Raw genomic sequence first — 20,579 nt, 5'->3', positions numbered from 1 at the left:
AAATGCCCTTTCGGGCATTTCTTATTCAGTGATAAATTTATAAACTGTCTTTTCGTCGTAAAGTTCTCCGGGCTTGAGTAAAACCGTAGGGAATTTGGAATGATGAACCGAATCAGGATAATGTTGGGTTTCCAGGGCAACTCCTGAGAAACTACCGAATTTCTTTTTTCCGTTGATGGTTAATTCCGGATTCCAGTAGCCGGTGTAAAGCTGCATGCCGGGCTGTGTAGTGTAAATTTCTATTTTTCTAAAACTGTTGTTTTCGCTTAAACAGCCAATATAATTTAGTTCTCCATCCTGATCGTCAAACACAAAATTATCATCATAGCCCATTTCAAGCCCGGCTGCGTTCAACTTTTTTGGAGAGTTGAAATCATAAGCAGTACCAACTACCGGTACAATTTTTCCGGTCGGAATCTGCTCAATCATTTCGGTCATAGTTGTGGCAGTGAGCTCCAGTTCGTGGTTCAATATGTTTTCTTTAAAACCGGTAAGATTAAAATAAGTATGGTTGGTTAAGTTTACCACGGTGGTTTTATCGGTTTCAGCATAATACTGAATACCCAGTTCGTTTTGTTCGTTTAGGGTGTAAATGCAAGTCACTTTCAGGTTGCCCGGATAATTTTCTTCACCATCAGGACTTAAATAGGTGAGCTTAACGCCTACCTGCGATTTTTCATCGATTACTTCGGCGTCAAAAAGCCGGCGGTCAAAGCCAAGGGCTCCTCCGTGCAAATGATTGGGGCCATTGTTGACAGCCAGGTCATAGGTCGTCCCTTCAATTTCGAGATGCCCGTTTGCAATTCGGTTGCCGCATCTTCCAATAATGGCTCCAAAATATGGGTAGCTGCTCAAATATTCATCACTTAAATATGTTTCAAGATCGTCGAATCCGCAAACAATATTTTCGATACTGCCGTTTCTGTTGGGCATGTCAATGGAGGTAATTATGCCGCCGTAGTTGGTTATTTTAATGGTAATTGAATTGTTCTCAAGTGTAAAAAGAAGCACTTCGGTTCCATCTTTCAGGTTCCCAAATTTAGTTGTTGTAATCTTCATCATTTATAAGGTTTTAACCGGAATAAATATATTCGTTTTGTATTGATAGAAATGTTAATTGACAAATTTGCAAAAAAAGCTTTTTAACTGGTAGGTACTGGTAGTGTTTTAAAGCATGTTTTTATACAGAAAAACTTCTATTTTTGCATTTCATAATTATAACCAATGGCTAGCAAACGTATTATTCGAATCGATTCCCGTTCGTCAAGGCCCAAATACAGGCAAATTATTGATTCTATATACCAGGCCATCGAAAGACGTTTAATCAAAAAGGGAGATAAAGTTCCCTCAATCAATGAAATATGTGCCGACTTTAACTTGAGCCGCGATACGGTTTTGGTCGCTTTTAACGAATTAAAGGCCAAAGGGATTATCCGTAGTCAGCCGGGGAAGGGGTATTACGTAGCTACCACCGAGGTGCAGATTGAAGAAAAGGTATTTGTTCTTTTTGATGAATTAAATGCATTTAAAGAAGACCTGTACAATTCCTTGTTTAATACGTTGAAAGGACGGGCCACCGTAGAGGTTTATTTTCATCATTTTAATTACAAGGTTTTTAAAAACCTGATCGCTGAGTGTGTAGGAAATTATACTTCCTATATTATTATGCCGGCTACTTTCGACAACATAAGTCATCTTATTTCAAAACTTCCGGCTGACAAGGTTTACATTCTTGACCGCTTAAAAAAGGACCTGAAAAATTACCCGGTGGTTTACCAGGATTTTGAACAGGATTTGTACGATGCCATGGTGGAGGGTAGTACTTTACTGAAAAAGTACCGGAAGCTGATCTTTGTGAATCCGGGAGGAAAAGAACCGGTGGAGCGCGTTGCCGGCTTTGTGAAATACTGCAACGAGCGGAATATCGAACACGAAGTAATTAAATCGTTGACGGGTGTAAATCCATCCATGTACGAAGCTTATTTTCTGATTTCGGACCGCGACGTAGTGGAAATGGTAAAAATGGCCAAGAAATATAAATATAAACTCGGAAAACGGTTTGGGATTGTTTCGTTTAACGATACTACGCTGAAAGAGGTGGTGGCAGGAGGAATTACTACCATCTCTACTGATTTTAATGAAATGGGGAAGACCCTGGCGCAGATGGTACTGACGAAAAGAACCGGACAGATTCGTAATCCCGCGAAACTGATAGTCAGGCATAGTTTATAAGTTGGAGGATAGAGATTTAAATAGAGAGAAAAAGAAAATCAATAAGGATAATTAACAAAAAAATTATGGCAAACATTAGCACATTATTGGAAAAGATCAACGGTGGAAATAATCCTGTATTCCAGGAACTGTACGGAATCGATTCCAAGGTATTGAAAGGACAAGCCGACAGATATGAGGCTTTGATGAATGAATTTGTTAAAACTTACGGGACGGATGATCTGACTTTGTTTAGTTCGCCCGGTCGTACCGAAATTGGTGGTAACCATACCGACCACAACTACGGGCGGGTTTTGGCCGGAGCGGTAAACCTTGATAACATTGCAGTAGCTGCTGCAAACGGAAGTGATACCATCCGTATCAAATCGGCAGGTTATCCCGAGTTCCAGGTCGATCTGTCTGATTTAAGCATCGACGAATCAAAATTCTATACTTCGGGCGCATTGGTAAAAGGTATTTGTGCCAAAATGAAGGAGAACGGTTACGCAATCGGCGGTTTCGACGCTTGTATTGAAGGCCGTGTTCCCAAAGGTTCCGGGCTTAGTTCATCGGCTTCGTTCGAAGTTTTAATTGGTGCCATTATCAACGAACTGTTCAACGACGGGAAAATGTCGGCAGTGGAGAATGCAATTATCGGCCAGTGGTCAGAAAATAATTACTTCGGAAAACCTTGTGGTTTGATGGACCAAACCGCATGTTCGGTAGGTGGTTTAATTACCATCGATTTTGAATATCCGGCCAACCCAATCGTAAAAGAAGTTGATTTTGATTTTGTTTCAACCGGATTTGCTCTGGTAATTACCGATGTGGGCGGCGGCCACGACGATCCGGCTTCGCAGGCTGAATATGCTTCGCTTCCAACCGAAATGAAATCGGTGGCAGCAGAGCTGGGAGCCAAAGTGTTGAGAGAAGTTACGCTGGAACAGATTGTTGAAAAGATGCCTGAGATCCGCAAGAAAACAGGCGACCGTGCTCTTTTGCGTGCTTACCATTTTCAAGGTGATAACCAGCGCGTGGTAGATCAGGTTGCAGCACTCGAAAACAATGATTTTCAGTCGTTCCTGAAAATGGTGGTTGAATCGGGTTATAGTTCTTACATGTACAATCAGAATATTTTTGACGTGGTACATAAAGATGAGCAGGTAGTTTCCCTGGCATTGGCTTTAAGCGAAATGATTCTTAAAGGATCGGGAGCGTGGCGTGTTCACGGAGGTGGTTTTGGAGGTACTATTCAGGCATTTGTTCCGCAAGATAAACTGGATGAATATGTAAAAACACTGGAACATGTTTACGGAGAAGGTGCTTGTCACAAGCTGTTTATTCGTTCTAAAGGATCGGTAAAACTTGATCTTTAAGATGTTTCATTGAAAACTGAAGGAGAATTACCGGTGTAGTTAAGAAGAGGATTTCACTACATTCGAAAACGCAGAGGGTGGTTAAAAGTCAATAGCAGTGCTACAACGACGTGAAAAAAAACAGTCGAAAAGTACGATGATTCGAATGTTATTTTAACTTTGGGGGCGAAAGATGATTTTGGTTCCTTTTGGGGATTGCCAAGCTTGTTTTTCAACCTAAATTGACTAAAGCATATTTTACATGACTTTCGAATTACAAAACCAACCTTACCCAATGTGTTTCCTGACAAAAGTGAAGGTGTTTTGTTGCTATGCTGCGTTGGTTTATTCTCCTGGATATTTTCAAACTAAAATTTCAAGTAAATAATAAGAATCTATAACTACTTAAATCAATTTCATTTATTATGGAGACTAAAAAGCAAAATTTTGCATTGCCGATTTTTATGATGATCCTGCTTTTCGGTATGATCGCATTCGTAACGAATTTGGCAGCGCCAATGGGTATTGTATTAAAAGACCAGTTTGGCGCGACCAACTTTCAGGGATTATTAGGAAACATGGCAAACTTTATTGCCTATGCCGTAATGGGGATTCCCGGTGGTATCTTGTTGCAACGTGTTGGTTATAAGAAAACTGCGCTGATCGCTATTGCAGTAGGTTTTATTGGTATTGGTATTCAGTATCTTTCAGGGTATGCCAGCCAGTCTTCTGCTTTCACTGTGTATCTGTTGGGTGCTTTCGTAGCAGGTTTTTCAATGTGTTTATTGAATATTGTTGTAAACCCAATGTTGAATACATTAGGCGGTGGCGGTAACAAAGGCAACCAGCTTATTCAGGTGGGTGGATCATTCAACTCTGTGATGGCTACTTTCACTCCTACTTTTGTAGGTATCCTTATTGGTGAAGCTACCAAAGCTCAGATTACTGACGTATTCCCGCTGATGTACAGTGCAATGGGAGTTTTTGCAGTTATCTTCTTTGTATTAATGGCCGTACGTATTCCTGAACCTCATGCAGAACAAGCAACTGAAAAATTGGGTGATTTAATGAGCGGTGCATTGAAATTCCGCCATTTCGTTTTAGGAGCCGTTGCCATTTTTGTATACGTTGGTGTTGAAGTTGGTACTCCAGGTGTTTTAAACCTGTGGCTTTCTGACAGCCCGGTAGGGAAGACAACCGCTGGTTTTGTTGCCGGTACATACTGGCTGCTAATGTTGGCCGGTCGTTTGGTTGGTGCTTCGGTTGGTAGCAAAGTGTCAAGTAAACTCATGTTGGGTGTGACTTCTTCCATAGGTCTGATTTTCATCCTTGGTGCTATATTGGCGCCCACCTCAGTTGAAGTTTCATTGCCTCTTTTCCAAAGATCGGCAGCAGGTGCTCTTTCTTTCGGATTGGCTGAAGTTCCGATCAATGCAATGTTTATTGTTTTGGTAGGTCTTTCTACTTCTATTATGTGGGGAAGTATTTTTAACCTGGCTGTTGAAGGTTTGGGTAGATATACTGCTGCTGCTTCCGGTATTTTTATGGTACTGGTTTGTGGTGGAGGAATCCTTCCTGCTATCCAGGGTAAAGTAGCGGACATTGCTGGTTATATCCCAAGTTACTGGGTAATCTTTATTGGTCTGGCTTACTTACTGTATTATGCACTAATCGGAAGTAAAGTTCACCGCAGAGCTGACGACTTAGTTATCTAAGAAAATATAAAAACTGATCTTGTAAAAGATTAGTTCGATCAATTCGGAATTATCCGATGAGCCATTTTGTCGTACGACAGAATGGCTTTTTTTATTTCCGAAGCTAGCCGTTTGTACCGTTTTTAAAAGAGTGAAAATTACCGTTTTAGGGTGATGATTATTTATGAAAACGATGTTTTGTTTTGAAAAATAAAAGTTATTTTCACGCTTAATAAAACTAAATTCAAACCATAAACGTGAAAGTATGAGCACTCTTGACTGGATTATTCTGGGCCTTTTTTTTCTGGGGCTGATCGGTATTATTGTATGGGTTCTTCTGCAAAAGGAAAAAGATACCTCCGACTATTTTCTGGCTGGTAGGGATGCTACGTGGATTGCGATTGGCGCTTCAATTTTTGCTTCAAACATTGGGTCTGAACACTTGGTTGGCCTGGCCGGTGCCGGTGCCGAAAGTGGCCTGGCAATGGCCCATTGGGAAATGCATGGCTGGATGATTTTGATGCTCGGCTGGTTGTTTGTCCCGTTTTATGCCCGAAGCAAAGTATTTACCATGCCCGAGTTCCTGGAACGACGTTATAATCCGCAGGCAAGATCTTTTCTTTCCATTATATCCATTGTGAGTTATGTGCTCACTAAAGTTGCTGTAACAGTTTATGCTGGTGGTGTGGTTTTTAAAGATGTCTTTAACATCGACTATGTCACTTTCTTTGGCTATAACATTGATTTCTTTTGGATAAGTGCCATCGGACTTGTGGTGTTAACCGGACTGTATACCACATTTGGTGGAATGAAAGCCGTGCTTTATACATCGGTACTTCAAACCCCGATTTTGTTGATCGGTTCCATTGCTATCCTGGTTCTGGGGCTTATCAAAGTAGGAGGGTGGAATGAATTGATGGAGATTACCCGTGCCAATGTAACCGTTCACGGCGATGAAATGACCAGCCTGATGCGTTCGCACAACGATCCGGATTTTCCGTGGACGGGAGTCATACTGGGATCCGCAATTATTGGCTTCTGGTACTGGTGTACCGACCAGTTTATTGTACAGCGTGTACTGTCAGGCCGCGACATGAAACAAGCCCGGCGTGGTGCCATTTTTGGTGCTTATCTGAAACTTACGCCTGTTTTTATTTTCCTGATACCAGGCATGATTGCCTATGCATTAAATCAAAAAGGTTTGATAACCCTGTCGTCGAACGATGCAGCATTCTCAACCCTGGTAACAGAATTGCTTCCAATTGGATTCAAAGGGATTGTTATCGGGGGAATTTTGGCCGCTTTAATGAGTTCGTTGGCTTCCTTGTTTAATTCATCGGCGATGTTATTTACGATCGATTTTTATAAAAAGTACAAACCCGAAGCATCCGAAAAACATTATGTGCTGGTGGGGCGAATTGCTACAGTTGTTATTGTAATGCTTGGAATTCTTTGGATTCCGGTGATGAAAGGAATCGGGAAAGTGTTGTATGAATACCTGCAGGATGTTCAGTCCTTGCTGGCACCGGGGATTGCGGCAGTTTTCCTGCTCGGGATACTCTCTAAAAAGACAACGCCGGCAGCAGGCTTGTGGGGATTGATTATCGGGTTTACGCTCGGAATGCTTCGATTGGGACTGAATATCTTCTCCGGATCGATTGAAGAAACATCGTTTATTTATAAAATGATCTTGTCGCACAATTGGCTTCATTACGAAATTTACCTGTTCTTTTTGGTAATTATTTCAATGGTTATTATCAGTTATTTTACCAAACCCAAGGATCCTCATTCCATTGTCGGACTTACTATGGGATCGGCAACGGCAGCGCAACGAGCCGAAACAAGAAGTTCTTATAATCACTGGGATGTAATAAATTCGGTTGTTATTATTTGTATCATCCTTATTTTCTATGCTTATTTCTGGTAGAAACTAAGGGGAAATATTCTGCGAAAGTAGCTGTTTGCTAGAGGCAGACAGCTACTTTTTTTTAAATTCGCCTTTCTATACTGAAGTAATATGTACGATATTATCGGAGATGTTCACGGACAGGCAACTTTACTCAAAAAGTTGTTGCAGAAAATGGGGTACGAAAAAACAAACGGCAGTTTCTCTCATCCCGGCAGGAAAGCCATTTTTGTAGGCGATTTTATCAATCGTGGTACCGAAATTCGCAAAACCATTAAGATTATACGATCGATGGTTGAAAGTGGAAATGCATTTGCTATTCTTGGAAACCACGAGATCAATGCGATTATTTATCACCTCACTGATAAACAGGATTCATTACTGGTTAAACGGCCCAACAGGTATTACCCTGCTTTGATCAAAACCATTAAAGAGTTTTCTTCGCCCAGGGAGGCGGAGTGGAAAGACAATTTAAACTGGATGCGTACTTTGCCATTATTTCTCGACTTTGGTGACATCAGAATTGTTCATGCCTGCTGGTCGGATGAGGCTGTGGCAATAGCAGCATCAGTGTATGAAGAGGGGAGGATCAAAAAGAAAACCTTCCGTACCATTCATAAAAAAGCCGACGATGACATCACAAAAAGCGTTTGGTTGCTCACAAAAGGAATTTTGTTAAAAATGCCTTCCGATTTACACGTGGTAAATAACAAAGGGGTGGCTCCACGTTCATTCAGGATGCGTTGGTGGGAAGAAACAGCGGGAATGAGCTTTCGTAACCTGTCGTTTGAAAGCAAATATACCTTGCCTGATTATACCGTTCCTTTGCAGATAATTCCTGAAAATGAGCCATATCCGAATGATGCGCCCATTGTGTTCTTTGGGCATTATTGCAGGGGACGAGGCCCAATTGTTGTAAAGCCTAATATCTGCTGTGTAGACTCCTGCGTTACGGGTAGTGGTGTACTAACGGCCTATCGTTGGAGTGGTGAAAGGCAACTGGATGTGGGAAATATTGTGCAAGTGAAGTGAATCTTGTTGTAATTCGTTGTTTTTCAGTTTGTTGTGAAAAATTTCAAAAAAATATTATTTTGTATTGCCGGAAAAAAAAGAAAGTATATATTTGCAACACCTTTGACAAGGGTAGTTCTTTAAAGAATATGATTAAAAATGGTGCGGTAGTTCAGTTGGTTAGAATATCGGCCTGTCACGCCGGGGGTCGCGGGTTCGAGTCCCGTCCGCACCGCATTTTTAGTCAAATTTTTACATAACATTTGGTGCGGTAGTTCAGTTGGTTAGAATATCGGCCTGTCACGCCGGGGGTCGCGGGTTCGAGTCCCGTCCGCACCGCAAAAAGCAGTTCAAAAAGAGCTGCTTTTTTTGTTTCAGATGACGTATTTCGTTTACATATTGCAAAGTGATCAAGACGGAAGTTATTACATCGGTTTTACTTCGAATCTTGAGATCCGTTTGGAATACCATAGTTCGGGAAAATCAAGATACACCTCGCGAAAAATGCCCTGGAAGCTTGTTTACAGCGAAAGTTATGCAAGCAAATCGGAAGCGATGAAACGCGAGAAATTTCTAAAGCAACAACGCAATCGTACGTTTTACGAGGGATTAATAAAAAGCAATCGATAGGTCGCGGGTTTCCCGAGTGCTCGGGATTCGCACCGCAAAAAGCAGCTCAAGAAAGAGCTGCTTTTTTTATTTCAGATGACCTATTTCGTTTACATATTGCAAAGCGATCAGGACGAAAGTTATTACATCGGATTTACTTCGAATCTTGAGATCCGTTTGGAATACCACAACTCGGGAAAATCAAAATACACCTCGCGAAAAATGCCCTGGAAGCTTGTTTACAGCGAAAGTTATGCAAGCAAATCGGAAGCGATGAAACGCGAGAAATTTCTAAAGCAACAACGCAATCGAACGTTTTATGAGCGATTAATAAAAAGCAATCGATAGGTCGCGGGTTTCCCGAGTGCTCGGGATCCGCACCCCAAAAAGCAGTTCAAAAAAGAGCTTTTTTTATTGTTTCAGATGGCCTATTTTGTATACATATTGCAAAGCGAGGTGCTACATCAAAAATCGGGTGAAATTGAAACAAGGAAGTGAGGTTTCACCGCGTTACAGATATTTTGTAATCTAACCTAACTTTTATGTGCAAATCACTCCTTTTCCAGGCGTTTGTAGATGGCAAAAGCCCTTCCTGGGTTTCGGATCAGTAATTGGTGAACATCGAATTGTGCAAATCCTTCTGCTTCGAGAGCCGGAATCAGGTAATCCTGAATACCGGTGTAAGATATGAATTTGCCACCGTCGGGTTCTCCCGGCGAATACCAGCCGGCATCGTGCGAAACCAGAACTTGCGGCAGCTGGCCGTGCTTTTTCATAAAGAAAATAAAATCAACGAATTTTTGGGTTTCATTGGATGTGTATTGATCGAAGGCAATAAAAGCTCCCTGACGGGCTGCCAACAACAGTTTATTCCAGTCTTTTTCTCCGTTGGCATGGGTCCATATAAAGGCTTTGGGGCTGATGCCGTATTCTTTTAAAATTTCGAGTTGTTCGAAAGCCGGTTCTGCAGGCCCGGTGTGCGACATGATCGGCAACCCCGTTTCGCGGTGAGTGATACAGGCGGCTTCCACAACTTTTCGGTTCAGAGCATTTAAAGAGCTTCCTTCCACCGAAATTTTGATAAAGCCGGGGTATATTCCTGTTCCTTCTATCCCGTTTTGGGCTTCGTCGATCCAAATGTCTGCCAGTTCCTTTGCGGTTTTTTGCTTAAGTTCTTTCGGAATAAACTTCCCGTCATAAGCAGAGTAAAGTCCTGTATTGGTAACAAAATTAATACCCGTGCTATCCGATAAAATTTTCAGGAGCTCTGGGTCGCGCCCCAGGTAAGCGGGAGTACATTCCATAAAAGTATGAAAACCCATGTCGCGGATCTCGATCAGGTAAGGAAGTACCTTTTTTACCACCTCAGCACGATTCCACCGGTGGTATCCGGTACTGTCAGCGCCAATAAAATCAACCAGGATATGCTCGTGTGGCAAGGTTTTACCCATCTTCTTTATCGATTCAGTCCCTTTTACGGTCATAATATCCGGTGGTTCCGGGCGACAGGAAATGAGGGAGATAAAAAGTACAATAAGAATGTAGTAAGAAGCTCTGATCATCTGCAAAAGTTTTGTTCCAAGGTAAACAAAATAAGTTGATCAGGGTTTAAGCGCCGACTCGTCTTTGGTTGAATTTTTACCTGTCAAACCACCTTTGGTGTAGGGGAAGAATAAGTAGATTCGTATTTGTACTTTGAAGGGGAAGGGGGATTTTACTTTAGTATATTATCAATAATACTCGTGTATTTTTGGGCCAAGCATTTCAACTGGTTTTAGATTGAAATGATTGAATGGATTGATGAGATTGAACTAGTCTACATCAATCTACTTTTCAATCTGGCGTCAATCTTTTCTTGTTTGTACAGGTTCGATTTATACGGAAACCTTGGCTTTTTAGATGGCTTTGAACAAAAAGAGGATGTCCAAAAAGCTAGTGAAATCAGGTTCTCGCAAAGTAACATAAGAAGCGCAAAGGTCGCAAAATGCTCGCTATCATTTTCTATTTCTGCGTTCTTTTGCGTAAACTCTGGCGCTCTTTGCGTGAAACTTGCTTTGTGGACACCCTTTTTATATTGCTACGTTTTCGTTTTGGTGATCAAAATTCGGTATCAGAAATTTTAGTTGATCCACGGATCATTCATCGACTTTAACAAGGCTGCCAGTTCCTGTTCCATTTTTTGATCAAGGCTTTCGTCCTGTCCCCAGATATTCTTCATTTGAAAAGGATCAACTGCATCGTGATACAGGTAATAGTATTTCTCGCCGTTTTTATCTTTCACCGCGGCAAAGGTGTATTCGTTGTTCCGGAAGCCTCTGGCGCCCGAAGACGGATCGGAAGGTTCTGAGCCAAAATACAACTGTTTGTCGGGGCGGTTAACCGCTTCGTTAAAAAGTACTTTTGAATAATCCTGTCCTTCCACCGACGAAGGGATTTTATCTTCCAGCCCCATTAAACCCAGCAGGGTTGGCATAAAATCGGGAACATTGATCAGGAGGTCTTCCGTTTTTGCGCCAATCTTTTTGGGGAAGTGAACGATGAACGGAATCTCGTAAGCTTCGCGGAACCACACATTTTTGTGCATTAATCCCTGGCTGCCCAGCATTTCTCCGTGGTCGGCAGAAAAAACGATGATGGTGTTTTCATACAGACCCGATTCTTTGAGGGCTTCAATAACGCGGCCAATTTGGTCGTCCACCCCATTGATACAGGCAAAATAGTCGGGTGCCTGGTCGATGCTTCTTTCTACGCCTTTGTCGCCCCGTTTTAAATCAGCGGGATAAGTAAATTTTACATTTTCACGGTTTAACAACGAATGGTAATCCTCGCCTTTGTAATGATCCCGGTATTTTTGCGGAACTTCTTTAAACGGTGTGTGAGGCGGATTTATGGACCAAAACATGGCAAAGGGGGCCTCTTTTTCTCGTTGATTGTGGTTGTTCTCGAGGTAGCTGATCAGGATGTCAGCTTCGTGTTCCGGCGACCATTTGTTGATTGTCGTTTTCTCATCTTTCCCGGCATTCGTCGTCCAGTAATAAGGATCGTTGTGCCGGTTGTGGGTGCCGTAAGCGTACCAAAATGAAAAACCATGGCGGTTTTCCGGCGGGCACCAGGCATCCCAGATAACTTCTTCGCCCGGAGCTGTTGGTTCGGGCCCGTCGAGATGCCATTTCCCCAAATACGCTGCACTGTAACCGTTTTCAGCGAGTACATCCGAAAAGCATTCCTGTTCGGGTTTTAGAAAGTTTCCGTAGGCTGTACGGGCCGAATTACAATTGGCAATTACGCCGTTTGAGAGCGGATATTGCCCCGTCATCAACATCCCGCGATACGGGCTGCAAAGCGGGTGGTTAGCCACTGCCCGGCTGAAAAATACTCCTTCAGAAGCCAGTTTGTCGATGTTGGGTGTAAGCACGGGGTCTTCATTCAAAAATCCCAGTGCAGGCCGCCGGTATTGATCCGCAAAAATAAACAGCAGGTTGGGTTTTGTTTCTTCCTTTTCCTTGCTTTTCTGCATCGAGCAGGAAGATAAAGCCATGACAAGCAAGATCAGGTATATCTGTATCGTTTTCATTTTTTGTCTCTATTTGATTACGAGTTTGTTTCTTTTTTTCATGTGCCGGTATAGTTTATCCTGCAACTCCGTTACCAGCTCCTTGTTTTCTTGTTTTTCGGAAATGTTTACGGTTTCTTCAGGATCAGCAACAAGGTTATAAAGCATCCGCGTGTATCCTTTCTCTTCTCCCTTTCTGAACCATTCGGTATAAGTGTGGGTTTGCGTGATAACGGTTTCGCCGTCAATCCAACGGGAATATACCTCTTCTTTCCACGGCAATTCCGGGTTATCAAGCAGCGGGACCATGCTTCTTCCCTGCAAATGAAAGGGTTTTTCGAGGCCGGCGAGCTCACACAACGTAGGATAAATATCAACATACTCTACCAGGGCTTCGGTGCGTTGGCCGTTCCCTTTTCCCGGGGCTTTCAGAATCAAAGGAGTGTGTAATACTTTTTCGAAATTACAGTGCTTGCACCATAGATCGTGTTCTCCCAGGTGCCACCCGTGGTCACCCCATAAAATCACAACCGTATTTTCTGCCAGTCCCAGTCGTTCCAGTTCATTTAAAACTTTGCCAATCTGCGCATCGGTATAACTTACGCAGGCATAATATCCGTGAATAAGTTTTCGCATAAACTCCTTATCCATTGGCCCTTTATCGGGGACATCGGTATAGTTCCTGAGTTCGCCAAACGGATGCATGCATTCATCAGGAGCATCTTTGGGCTTACGCATGTTATCCGGAAGTTGGATTTTTTCAAAATCATACATATCCCAGTATTTTTTGGGAGCATTAAAAGGCAGGTGAGGCTTTAGAAAACCAAGCGCAAGAAAGAAAGGCTGTTGACTGGTTTTTAAGTCATTCAGTTTTTTTATGGCCTGTTGCGCTATCACTCCGTCGGGATAGATGTGATCCGGTCCCTCAGGGGCTTCAAAAGAAACACCGTTGATGCCAACTCCACCTTTTCTCGGTTCGATCTGTTTTTGGGCTTCCTCTGTAATGTAGGCCTGCCATCCTTCCCAGTCTCCGCTTGGATACCAGGGGTGCTCCGACCAGCTTCCTTTCCCATCTTCGCGGTGATGGTAAATCTTTCCTAACGAAAGGGTGCGGTAACCATTGTTTTTAAAATACATGGGCAAGCTAACCACACCGGGCACATCTTTATCCTGCCAGCAACTGAAGTTTAAAAACCGTTGCCGGTCTGGCCTGATGCCGGATAACAAACTGGCCCGGGATGCACCGCACACCGGAACATTACAGTAAGAGCGGTTAAAAACCATGCCTTCAGTGGCGAGCTGGTCAATATGGGGCGATTTAATGTGTGAAGCTCCGTAACATCCTAATTCGGGGCGTAAATCGTCCACCGCAATAAACAGAATATTGGGGCGCGCCTCGTCTTGTGCCTTTACCAAAAGTGCAAAAAGCAGTAAGCCGAAAAAGCAGACGATTTTTTTGATTTGGATCAGACTAAAACTTTTCACCCTTTTCCAGTTTTTCTTTGCGGTACATGGCTTCCAGCAGGTAATAATCGGCATACACCAGCGGCACATCAATCTCAACGCCGTGCGGAATACTGCCCACGCTATGGTTGAGGATGAAATACTTGTTCTTGCCGTGAACCGACAGGTAGTCGGGGCTTAGAAGCGATGCAACCATCTTGTCGGCTTTTTCTGAATAGCCTTTTCCCGGGGCATAGATTGAAAGCTCGTACAAGGCCGAAGCCGTTACTGCTGCAGCCGAAGCATCGCGCGGTATCTCCGGATAATCAGCCGCGTTGTATTCCCACTCGGGAACAAAGCCTTCGTCTGCCACATTGTAATCCCAGTAAGGAATTAAGTCTTCGGGCAAATTCTTATGGTGAAGCATATATGCGGCAATGTTTTCAGCAAAATCCAGAAATTTCTTGTCTTTTGTGTACCGGTAGCACAACACATAGCCGTACAATCCCCAGGCCTGTCCGCGTGCCCAGGCCGATGCATCGGTGAAACCCTGGCAGGTTGCCTTGTCCAAAACAGCGCCGGTGATGGTATCGTAATCTACCACATGGTAGCATGAATAATCGTCGCGGTAATGGTTTTTCATGGTGGTTTCAGCGTGCTGCACCGCAATGTCCCGGTACCTGTTGTTGCCGCTTAAAATACTGGCTTCAAACAACAGTTCCAGGTTCATCATGTTGTCGATGATCACCGGGTAAAACCACTCTGTTTTTCCGTCCCAGGCTTTGCGGTAATCCCACGATTCGATGGCCAGTGTTTTTTCGCTGTAACGCTTGCTCAGCGATTCGGCGGTTTGTACCAGGATATCTTTGTAATCGAGCCCGGCAAACTTCATCCCGTTCCCATAGCTGCAGTACATCATAAAACCAACATCGTGGTTTCCGCTCCAGTACTGAATGGGATCCAGGGCTTGGGTCCATTTAACCGCCTCGGTTTTCCATTTGTCATCCTTGGTTAGTTCGTACATGTACCAAAGGTTTCCGGCAAAAAAGCCACTGGTCCAGTTATAGATTCCTACCGTTTTCAGGTTGCCGTTTTCATCAATGGTTCGGGGTATTTTTGTTGAATCACTTTCTGCCTGTAAAGTATTGTCGAACTTTTCAGCAATGAAAGCCATCGTATCAAACTGATCTTTTTCCTTCGTTTTTGTAGTGCAAGCTGATAGAATGGCAAGCACACAAATCATCCCTAGTAATTGTCTCATCGTTAAATAGTATTAGCGTTTCTGTATCGTAATTTTATAGTTATCTCTCAGTTTTTGTTGGCGGGCGTTCAAAGATAAGCGATAAACCTGATTGCCCCATACTTTTGTTAGCCGTGGATCAGTCACTTCAACCGTTTCAACCCCGGCTTCGAATTGTTGCGGGTCGTATTTTAGCTGAATGCTTTTGCCCTCTTTTTCAATGGTAATAATTCCAGGCTTTTCTGTTTTGGGCAATCCCCACGTCATAAAATTGAGCTGATTGGCACCCTTAATTTCTGAAAGCGAGAATTTATCTTCAAGCAGTAATTTGTCATCTTGAAGACGGTAAGTTCTTCTCCACGTGTTAATTTTTGCTTCGTCGGGATAGGCGTTTGCCAAATCAACTGAAAAGCTGGATTTGCTTTCGTTTACCTCTGTATTTTTTGAACGATACCGGGCACCAAAAGCCTGCGCCTCGCCGTTGATCATTGGCAGGTTGTGGTAGTTGCTTTGCATGGTCCAGATCGAATATCGTTCGCTGCTAAAAGTCTGGCGGGTATAGGTTCCTACACCAATATCAATAATCATGGGAGTATTGTCCACATACAGCGAAAACGTCCCCATGTCGTTATGGTTGTGACTTTCGTTGTTGTAGCCGCCTTTCGCAGCCAAAAAGAATCCCGAGGCATTTCGCATGTAGCAGAATTCGGTTTCCGGGTACCAGGTAAACGGCTCCTGCGGAACAGCGGGACTTGTTTCCGACAATTCGTTGTTGGACAAAAGATTTTCCAGTGTCCGGTACATGTCGCGGCCAGACTGGTAGACGTTTTTTCCCCCGTCGCGTTCAAATAAATAAGCTGCAAACTGCTGCATTTCGGTGCTTTCCACAGCTTTCCCGTAGCGAAAAATCAATCCCGGTTGTCCACCTCCGCGAGCCGAAGCATCGGCAAAGTTTACGACCCAGCCGCTTCCAACGTACGATTTGGCAATGTATTCCCCCATATTTTTGATCATCGGCTGATCAAAAACAGAGACCTTGCCATTGGTTGCCTGGCTGAGTAAAGCCAGGTAGTCGTACATTTTACCGGCTGCATGTCCCCAGTATGAGGGGCCTTCTTCGCAGGCGCCGTCTTCATGCGTATAATTAATAAATTTATCTACCGATTCCATGGTTCGGTAAACAGCTTGCGCCAGTTTATCCGGATCGTTTTCCAGTAGCAAAAAACAGGTCAGAACATTAAAGTTACACCACGGGTTCCAGTTGTTGACCATGGTTTCAGGTGTTGCGTTGGTGGCCATCCACCAAAAGCTGCGGTTCATAAACGGATCGAGAATACGCGTCTGAAGATTTTCCCGAAGACGTTCGGGAATCAGCGGCTGAACTTTGGCCAGTTCATCTTTCAGAAAATAATAGGTCCAGGCAAAAAACGATCCCATGTCGCCGGCAGTCAGGTCAATAATGTTTTCTTTATAGGAGGGTAGGGAAGTGTTTTCAGCCTGCTCACGCGAAACATGGGCCGACAGTGCCCACGAGGTCATTTCGCAGCTGAGCCATATTCCGTTGGAGATCTGGTCCAGAAAACGTCCTTTTCCTTCGGCCAGTTCGGCCAGTACCAAATCAGCCAGTGCTGAATTATTCCTACCAAAGGGGTTTTGCATAATATCGCGCGATCCGCTTCGCTCAAATTCCAGGTAGTCGGTGGCCGATACAACTTCCCATTCGTGGGTGAGGGCCTGTTCGCCCCGCTCAATGATTTCTTCTTTAACGCCCAGTGTTAGTTTATCCCATCCCTGTCGGTCGTTGTAGGCCGGGTAGCTGACCCATTTCTGATGGTTGATCAGGGCGGATTTTAACTGTGCCACATCTGCCTTTTTCTGAAGCAGGTTGCGTTCCTGCCATCCAAATCCGTTGAATGATAGCACAAGTAACAATAGCAGAAGATAGTATCTCATTGTGGTTTATTTGTTTTTGATTGGTTTATAAATTTATGCATAATCGGGTAATAAATGCCCTGTCAGGGATATCAGGGACCGCGTTCATCTCAGCAACAGGTTTTTAGAGCCACCGGTTGTTGCGGTGAAGATTGCCGCTTATCATTGCTGAATCATCATTTTTTGAGTTGTCATCTTTTTTCCATCATTTATGCGAAGAAAATAGCAGCCGGAAGCAAAGCGACTTTCCAGGTTCATTTCCAGTTGGTTTTCACCCGGATGTACATTTGAAATCCACCTTTTCTTTTGTTTTCCTGATGCATCCAGAATGTCAATTTTTATTTCCGAGTTTTCCACTGAATGATAGTTTATATATAATATATCTTTTACCGGATTGGGGTAAAAATAAATATCACGGATGGTGTTATCTCCCGGAATCAAAGGAATGGATGTTACTTCCGAATCATCATATTCAATCAGCAATTTAGGCTGATCTTGCGTGTTGCTCTCTTCTTTGCTGTAAAAAGTTAAACTTGCCCCGCCGGCGGTCGACGAGTTTAACTGCAGGGAAATGGCTCCGTCAGCCAAATCGTTTTTCAGCTGAGCGGTAACGTCCCATTCCATTGGTTGGCCGGAAGCTACACCTTGTGCACTGGCGATCACTGCCCCGGTTGACGGCTGATTATCCCATGTCAGGGATTCTTCTGTCCACGAGTCGTTGCTTACGTATTTTAAATCGAACGCAAGCGATTCGGCTTCAGTATTGGAGCTTTGAACTTTTAGTTGCAGTTTGGCTGACTTAATATCGCCGCTAACAGTACTCAAGCCAAACTTAAAATAAGCCCGACGGACATACGGAGTTGTAAGCCCTTCTTTTACTGTGATCTTTGTTTCGCTTCCATGCGTTTTGGCGGTGCCACTATCTGCGCCGTATACATAGCTGTCGTCCAAAGGTCTGATTGCAGGAATGGTGTCCGTGTTGTTGTCTGATAGGCCAACTCCTTCATACACCCGCACATAATCTACGTAAGCTGCATTGGGGAAAGTGCCGGTATGGGCGTTCCCATCACCCCAGCTGGCACCGGTTGATAAAATTATATATTCCAGTGCATCGGAAACACCTTCGCCGGAATAAGTCGATTTAAGAACGCCGTCGAAATAGAATTTATAATAACCGGGGCCCCATTCAAGGCCATAGGTGTGGTAATTTCCATCATGTACCGAAGCAGGGGCGCTTTGTGCCCAGCTTTTGTGATCTGCACCATATCCGTCCCAGTGTAAAGCAATGTTGTATTTGTCGGTAATGTAGGCCGACTCCAGAATGTCGATTTCAGCGCCGTCGCTTCCGCCATTGCCAACATTGCCCATTGTTTTGCTTTGCAGCCAAAATGCGGTATGGCAACCGTCGGCAGTGGGCGCTGTCTTTATCGATGCTTCGTAATAGCCGTACTTTCTTTCGAACAGATTAACCGAAGTAACAGCTGCCGCAAGCACCGTGTCAGTGTTTGTTGTTACGCGGGTGTTGGTTAAAACCAGTTTTCCATCTGTTTGGGAAACGTTGTCGTCTTCATAACGCCAGTAAATGGTATGCCCATCGTGGTTTCGTGTTGTGCGGTATCCTTCTCCGCGCGAAGCCCATTTGGTCGCGTCAACAGTGGTTCCGTTAAATTCGTCCTGCCAGATTAACGACCAGTCTCCGGGAGGTACCTGTGCCGATGTTAAAATGCCCGCCAGTAAAAAGGCGAATAAAACGCAATGCTTCATTTGTTTAAATTTGGTAATTGATGAGGTAAGCTGATCGTTTTCAGAAGAGTTTGTCCGTAGCACAATCGTTTCCGAGTCTGCTGACATGTTTCATCTTATTTCTCTGAAGGAGTAATTCCGTTTTCAGGAATAGAGGAGCCTGTTTTATATTCCAAATCAGGCGATGCTATTGGAGCACAGAATAGGAAAGTTAACGAAAGGCTTCCAACCGGAAGCCTTTCGAATAACGCCTTATTTAACCAGACTATTCCGGATAACCCGGGTTTTGTGTCAGATTCGGATTGATTTCTCTTTCCTGCTGTGGGATAGGCCACCATTTGTGGTAATCGAAATACTGGCAGGTAAGGATCGGTGAATCGGCAAAAGTACAGATGTCACCGTTGGTTTTCATTCCCATCAACTTAAAGCCATCGTTTAGCTTCAGCCAGTCCCAACGTTTGAAACGGGCGTACAACCAGCCTTCCATTGCCAGCTCACGAATGCTTTCGTTGCGTATGTTTTCAATCATCTCTTCTTTGGTAAGTGAGCCAACTTCGTATAACGGAAGCTTGTCGGATGCTCTTGAACGAACCTCGTTGATGGCATCGTAAACCGAAGCATCGGTAATGGTTCCGCTAAGTGTTTCTGTTTTTGCTTCGGCATACATCAGCAATACATCCGCCAAACGGAAAAGTATCCAGTTGTTGGGTGAGTCGTAAGCAATACCTCCATCGCCTTCGATAATGGTTTTGCGAACGGTCATACCCGTGCGGCTGTGTGTGTATCCTGTAACTCCGTATGGGTAAAGCATGTCAACATTGCCTTCACCGATAGTATGGGCTCCCGGACGAATAATTGTCCAGTCCAGACGTGGGTCGCGGCCTTCGAAATAGTTGTAAACCTCGGGCTGAATACGGGCATCTTCAATGGTGTATTGCGGATTTTCATCGATGCGCTCGAATTTATCCACCAACCACAGCGAAGGGTGAATCCAGGTCCATCCCCACGATGAGTGTGCACGGGTGGCATACATTTTATCAAAACAGTTACCGTCTTGTACAAACGAAATAAACTGGATGTCGAAAATCACTTCCGAGTTGTTTTCATTCTGCATGTTAAACACATCGGGGAAACTGGGCTGCAAGGTGTAAACATCGCTGTCGATAACGGCTTTCGCACTGATAGCAGCACCGGCAAAATCTTCTTCGAGCAACTGAACTTTTGTTTTCAGCGTAAGGGCAGCACCTTTGGATGCACGGGCAATGTCGCTTCCCGAATAGCTTTCAGGAAGTGAGTTGATGGCTACATCCAAATCATCGTAAATGGCCTGAATTACCTGGGCCTGCGGTGTGCGTTCAACCATTGCTTCCGAAACGTTCTGTATCTCGAGGATAAGCGGAACGTCTCCAAAAATCAAGGTCAATTGGTAGTAGTATAAAGCCCGCATAAAAGAAGCTTCACCCTTCATCCTGCTTTTACGTCCTGCCTCGTTATCGGCAAACGGAATATCGTCGATGTGCATCAGAAAATCGTTGCAACGCACAACACCCCTGTAGGCTGACGCCCATACCTCGGCCACAACCGCATTACTGGGGTCGAAGGTGCCACTGGCAATCTGAAATCTTCCGCCGTCGCGTGCATGAGCCAACGGCGTAAAGCAATCCATCATTCCCCAAAGTTCATAACTCAGGTTTTTGCTTGTTCCAACGCATTGCAGCGCATCGTAACAGGCTTGTATCCCGGCTTCGGCATCGGCAGGCGAGAGCCAGAAAGTAGCTTCAGAAATTTTGTCCAGGGGTTGTTTGTCAAGCACATTTTCGCATGCCGCCAATAGCATTACTAAAACTGCCAATAGTGATATCTTGATCTTCATAGTTCTTTC

15 protein-coding genes and 2 tRNA genes are annotated in these 20,579 nt (G+C 44.0%); 9 read left to right on the top strand and 8 right to left on the bottom strand.

Going from position 1 to position 20,579, the window contains the following annotated elements; all coding sequences use genetic code 11:
- Positions 1-21: 21 nt before the first annotated feature.
- Positions 22-1,062, bottom strand: coding sequence for an aldose epimerase family protein (locus tag D1614_RS18375; RefSeq protein ID WP_206610073.1), 1,041 nt, complete (start codon positions 1,060-1,062; stop codon positions 22-24).
- A gap of 162 nt (positions 1,063-1,224) precedes the next feature.
- Between D1614_RS18375 and D1614_RS18370 the strand changes: the two genes are divergently transcribed.
- The 9 genes from D1614_RS18370 to D1614_RS18330 all read left to right on the top strand — a co-directional run bounded on the left by D1614_RS18370 (position 1,225) and on the right by D1614_RS18330 (position 9,134).
- Positions 1,225-2,232: a GntR family transcriptional regulator gene (locus D1614_RS18370; RefSeq protein WP_119439438.1), complete on the top strand. Its 1,008-nt coding sequence runs from the start codon at positions 1,225-1,227 to the stop codon at positions 2,230-2,232.
- 65 nt (positions 2,233-2,297) lie between these two features.
- Positions 2,298-3,587 carry a galactokinase gene (locus D1614_RS18365; RefSeq protein WP_119439437.1) on the top strand — a complete coding sequence of 430 codons (1,290 nt, stop codon included), beginning with the start codon at positions 2,298-2,300 and terminating at the stop codon, positions 3,585-3,587.
- A gap of 404 nt (positions 3,588-3,991) precedes the next feature.
- Positions 3,992-5,281, top strand: a complete 1,290-nt coding sequence (locus D1614_RS18360) for an MFS transporter (RefSeq protein ID WP_119439436.1) — start codon at positions 3,992-3,994, stop codon at positions 5,279-5,281.
- Positions 5,282-5,525: 244 nt separating this feature from the next.
- Positions 5,526-7,187 (top strand): sodium:solute symporter, encoded by a 1,662-nt coding sequence (locus D1614_RS18355; protein ID WP_119439435.1) that lies wholly within the window; start codon positions 5,526-5,528, stop codon positions 7,185-7,187.
- A gap of 90 nt (positions 7,188-7,277) precedes the next feature.
- Positions 7,278-8,198, top strand: coding sequence for a metallophosphoesterase (locus D1614_RS18350; protein WP_119439434.1), 921 nt, complete (start codon positions 7,278-7,280; stop codon positions 8,196-8,198).
- A 140-nt stretch (positions 8,199-8,338) separates the two neighbouring features.
- A tRNA-Asp gene (locus D1614_RS18345) sits at positions 8,339-8,412 on the top strand.
- A gap of 30 nt (positions 8,413-8,442) precedes the next feature.
- Positions 8,443-8,516: transfer RNA gene (locus D1614_RS18340), tRNA-Asp, on the top strand.
- A gap of 39 nt (positions 8,517-8,555) precedes the next feature.
- The gene (locus D1614_RS18335; protein ID WP_119439433.1) at positions 8,556-8,807 is read left to right on the top strand and encodes a GIY-YIG nuclease family protein; all 252 of its coding nucleotides are present in this window, start codon (positions 8,556-8,558) and stop codon (positions 8,805-8,807) included.
- Between the two features lie 75 nt (positions 8,808-8,882).
- Positions 8,883-9,134: a GIY-YIG nuclease family protein gene (locus D1614_RS18330; RefSeq protein ID WP_119439432.1), complete on the top strand. Its 252-nt coding sequence runs from the start codon at positions 8,883-8,885 to the stop codon at positions 9,132-9,134.
- A gap of 203 nt (positions 9,135-9,337) precedes the next feature.
- Here the strand turns inward: D1614_RS18330 and D1614_RS18325 are convergent, their stop codons facing one another.
- From D1614_RS18325 to D1614_RS18290, 7 genes are all read right to left on the bottom strand, one after another.
- A complete protein-coding gene (locus tag D1614_RS18325) occupies positions 9,338-10,348 on the bottom strand; it encodes a phosphotriesterase family protein (RefSeq protein WP_119439431.1) in 1,011 nt (336 codons plus the stop codon).
- Positions 10,349-10,905: 557 nt separating this feature from the next.
- Positions 10,906-12,360: a sulfatase family protein gene (locus D1614_RS18315; RefSeq protein ID WP_119439429.1), complete on the bottom strand. Its 1,455-nt coding sequence runs from the start codon at positions 12,358-12,360 to the stop codon at positions 10,906-10,908.
- A 9-nt stretch (positions 12,361-12,369) separates the two neighbouring features.
- Positions 12,370-13,824, bottom strand: a complete 1,455-nt coding sequence (locus tag D1614_RS18310) for a sulfatase (RefSeq protein WP_206610072.1) — start codon at positions 13,822-13,824, stop codon at positions 12,370-12,372.
- A complete protein-coding gene (locus D1614_RS18305; protein ID WP_119439427.1) occupies positions 13,811-15,043 on the bottom strand; it encodes a glycoside hydrolase family 88 protein in 1,233 nt (410 codons plus the stop codon). Before D1614_RS18305 ends, D1614_RS18310 begins: the two co-directional genes overlap by 14 nt.
- A 12-nt stretch (positions 15,044-15,055) precedes the next feature.
- Positions 15,056-16,975, bottom strand: coding sequence for a heparinase II/III domain-containing protein (locus D1614_RS18300; protein ID WP_119439426.1), 1,920 nt, complete (start codon positions 16,973-16,975; stop codon positions 15,056-15,058).
- Positions 16,976-17,116: 141 nt separating this feature from the next.
- Complete coding sequence (locus tag D1614_RS18295; RefSeq protein WP_162304560.1) at positions 17,117-18,718, bottom strand: CBM96 family carbohydrate-binding protein; 1,602 nt, start codon at positions 18,716-18,718, stop codon at positions 17,117-17,119.
- Between the two features lie 244 nt (positions 18,719-18,962).
- Entirely contained in the window at positions 18,963-20,570 is a 1,608-nt protein-coding gene (locus D1614_RS18290) for a RagB/SusD family nutrient uptake outer membrane protein (protein ID WP_119439424.1), read from the bottom strand.
- Positions 20,571-20,579 lie beyond the last annotated feature (9 nt).

This window comes from Maribellus luteus (assembly GCF_003576475.1).
Taxonomy (GTDB): Bacteria; Bacteroidota; Bacteroidia; order Bacteroidales; family Prolixibacteraceae; genus Draconibacterium; species Draconibacterium luteum.
This window is presented reverse-complemented; position numbering and strand designations above follow the sequence as displayed.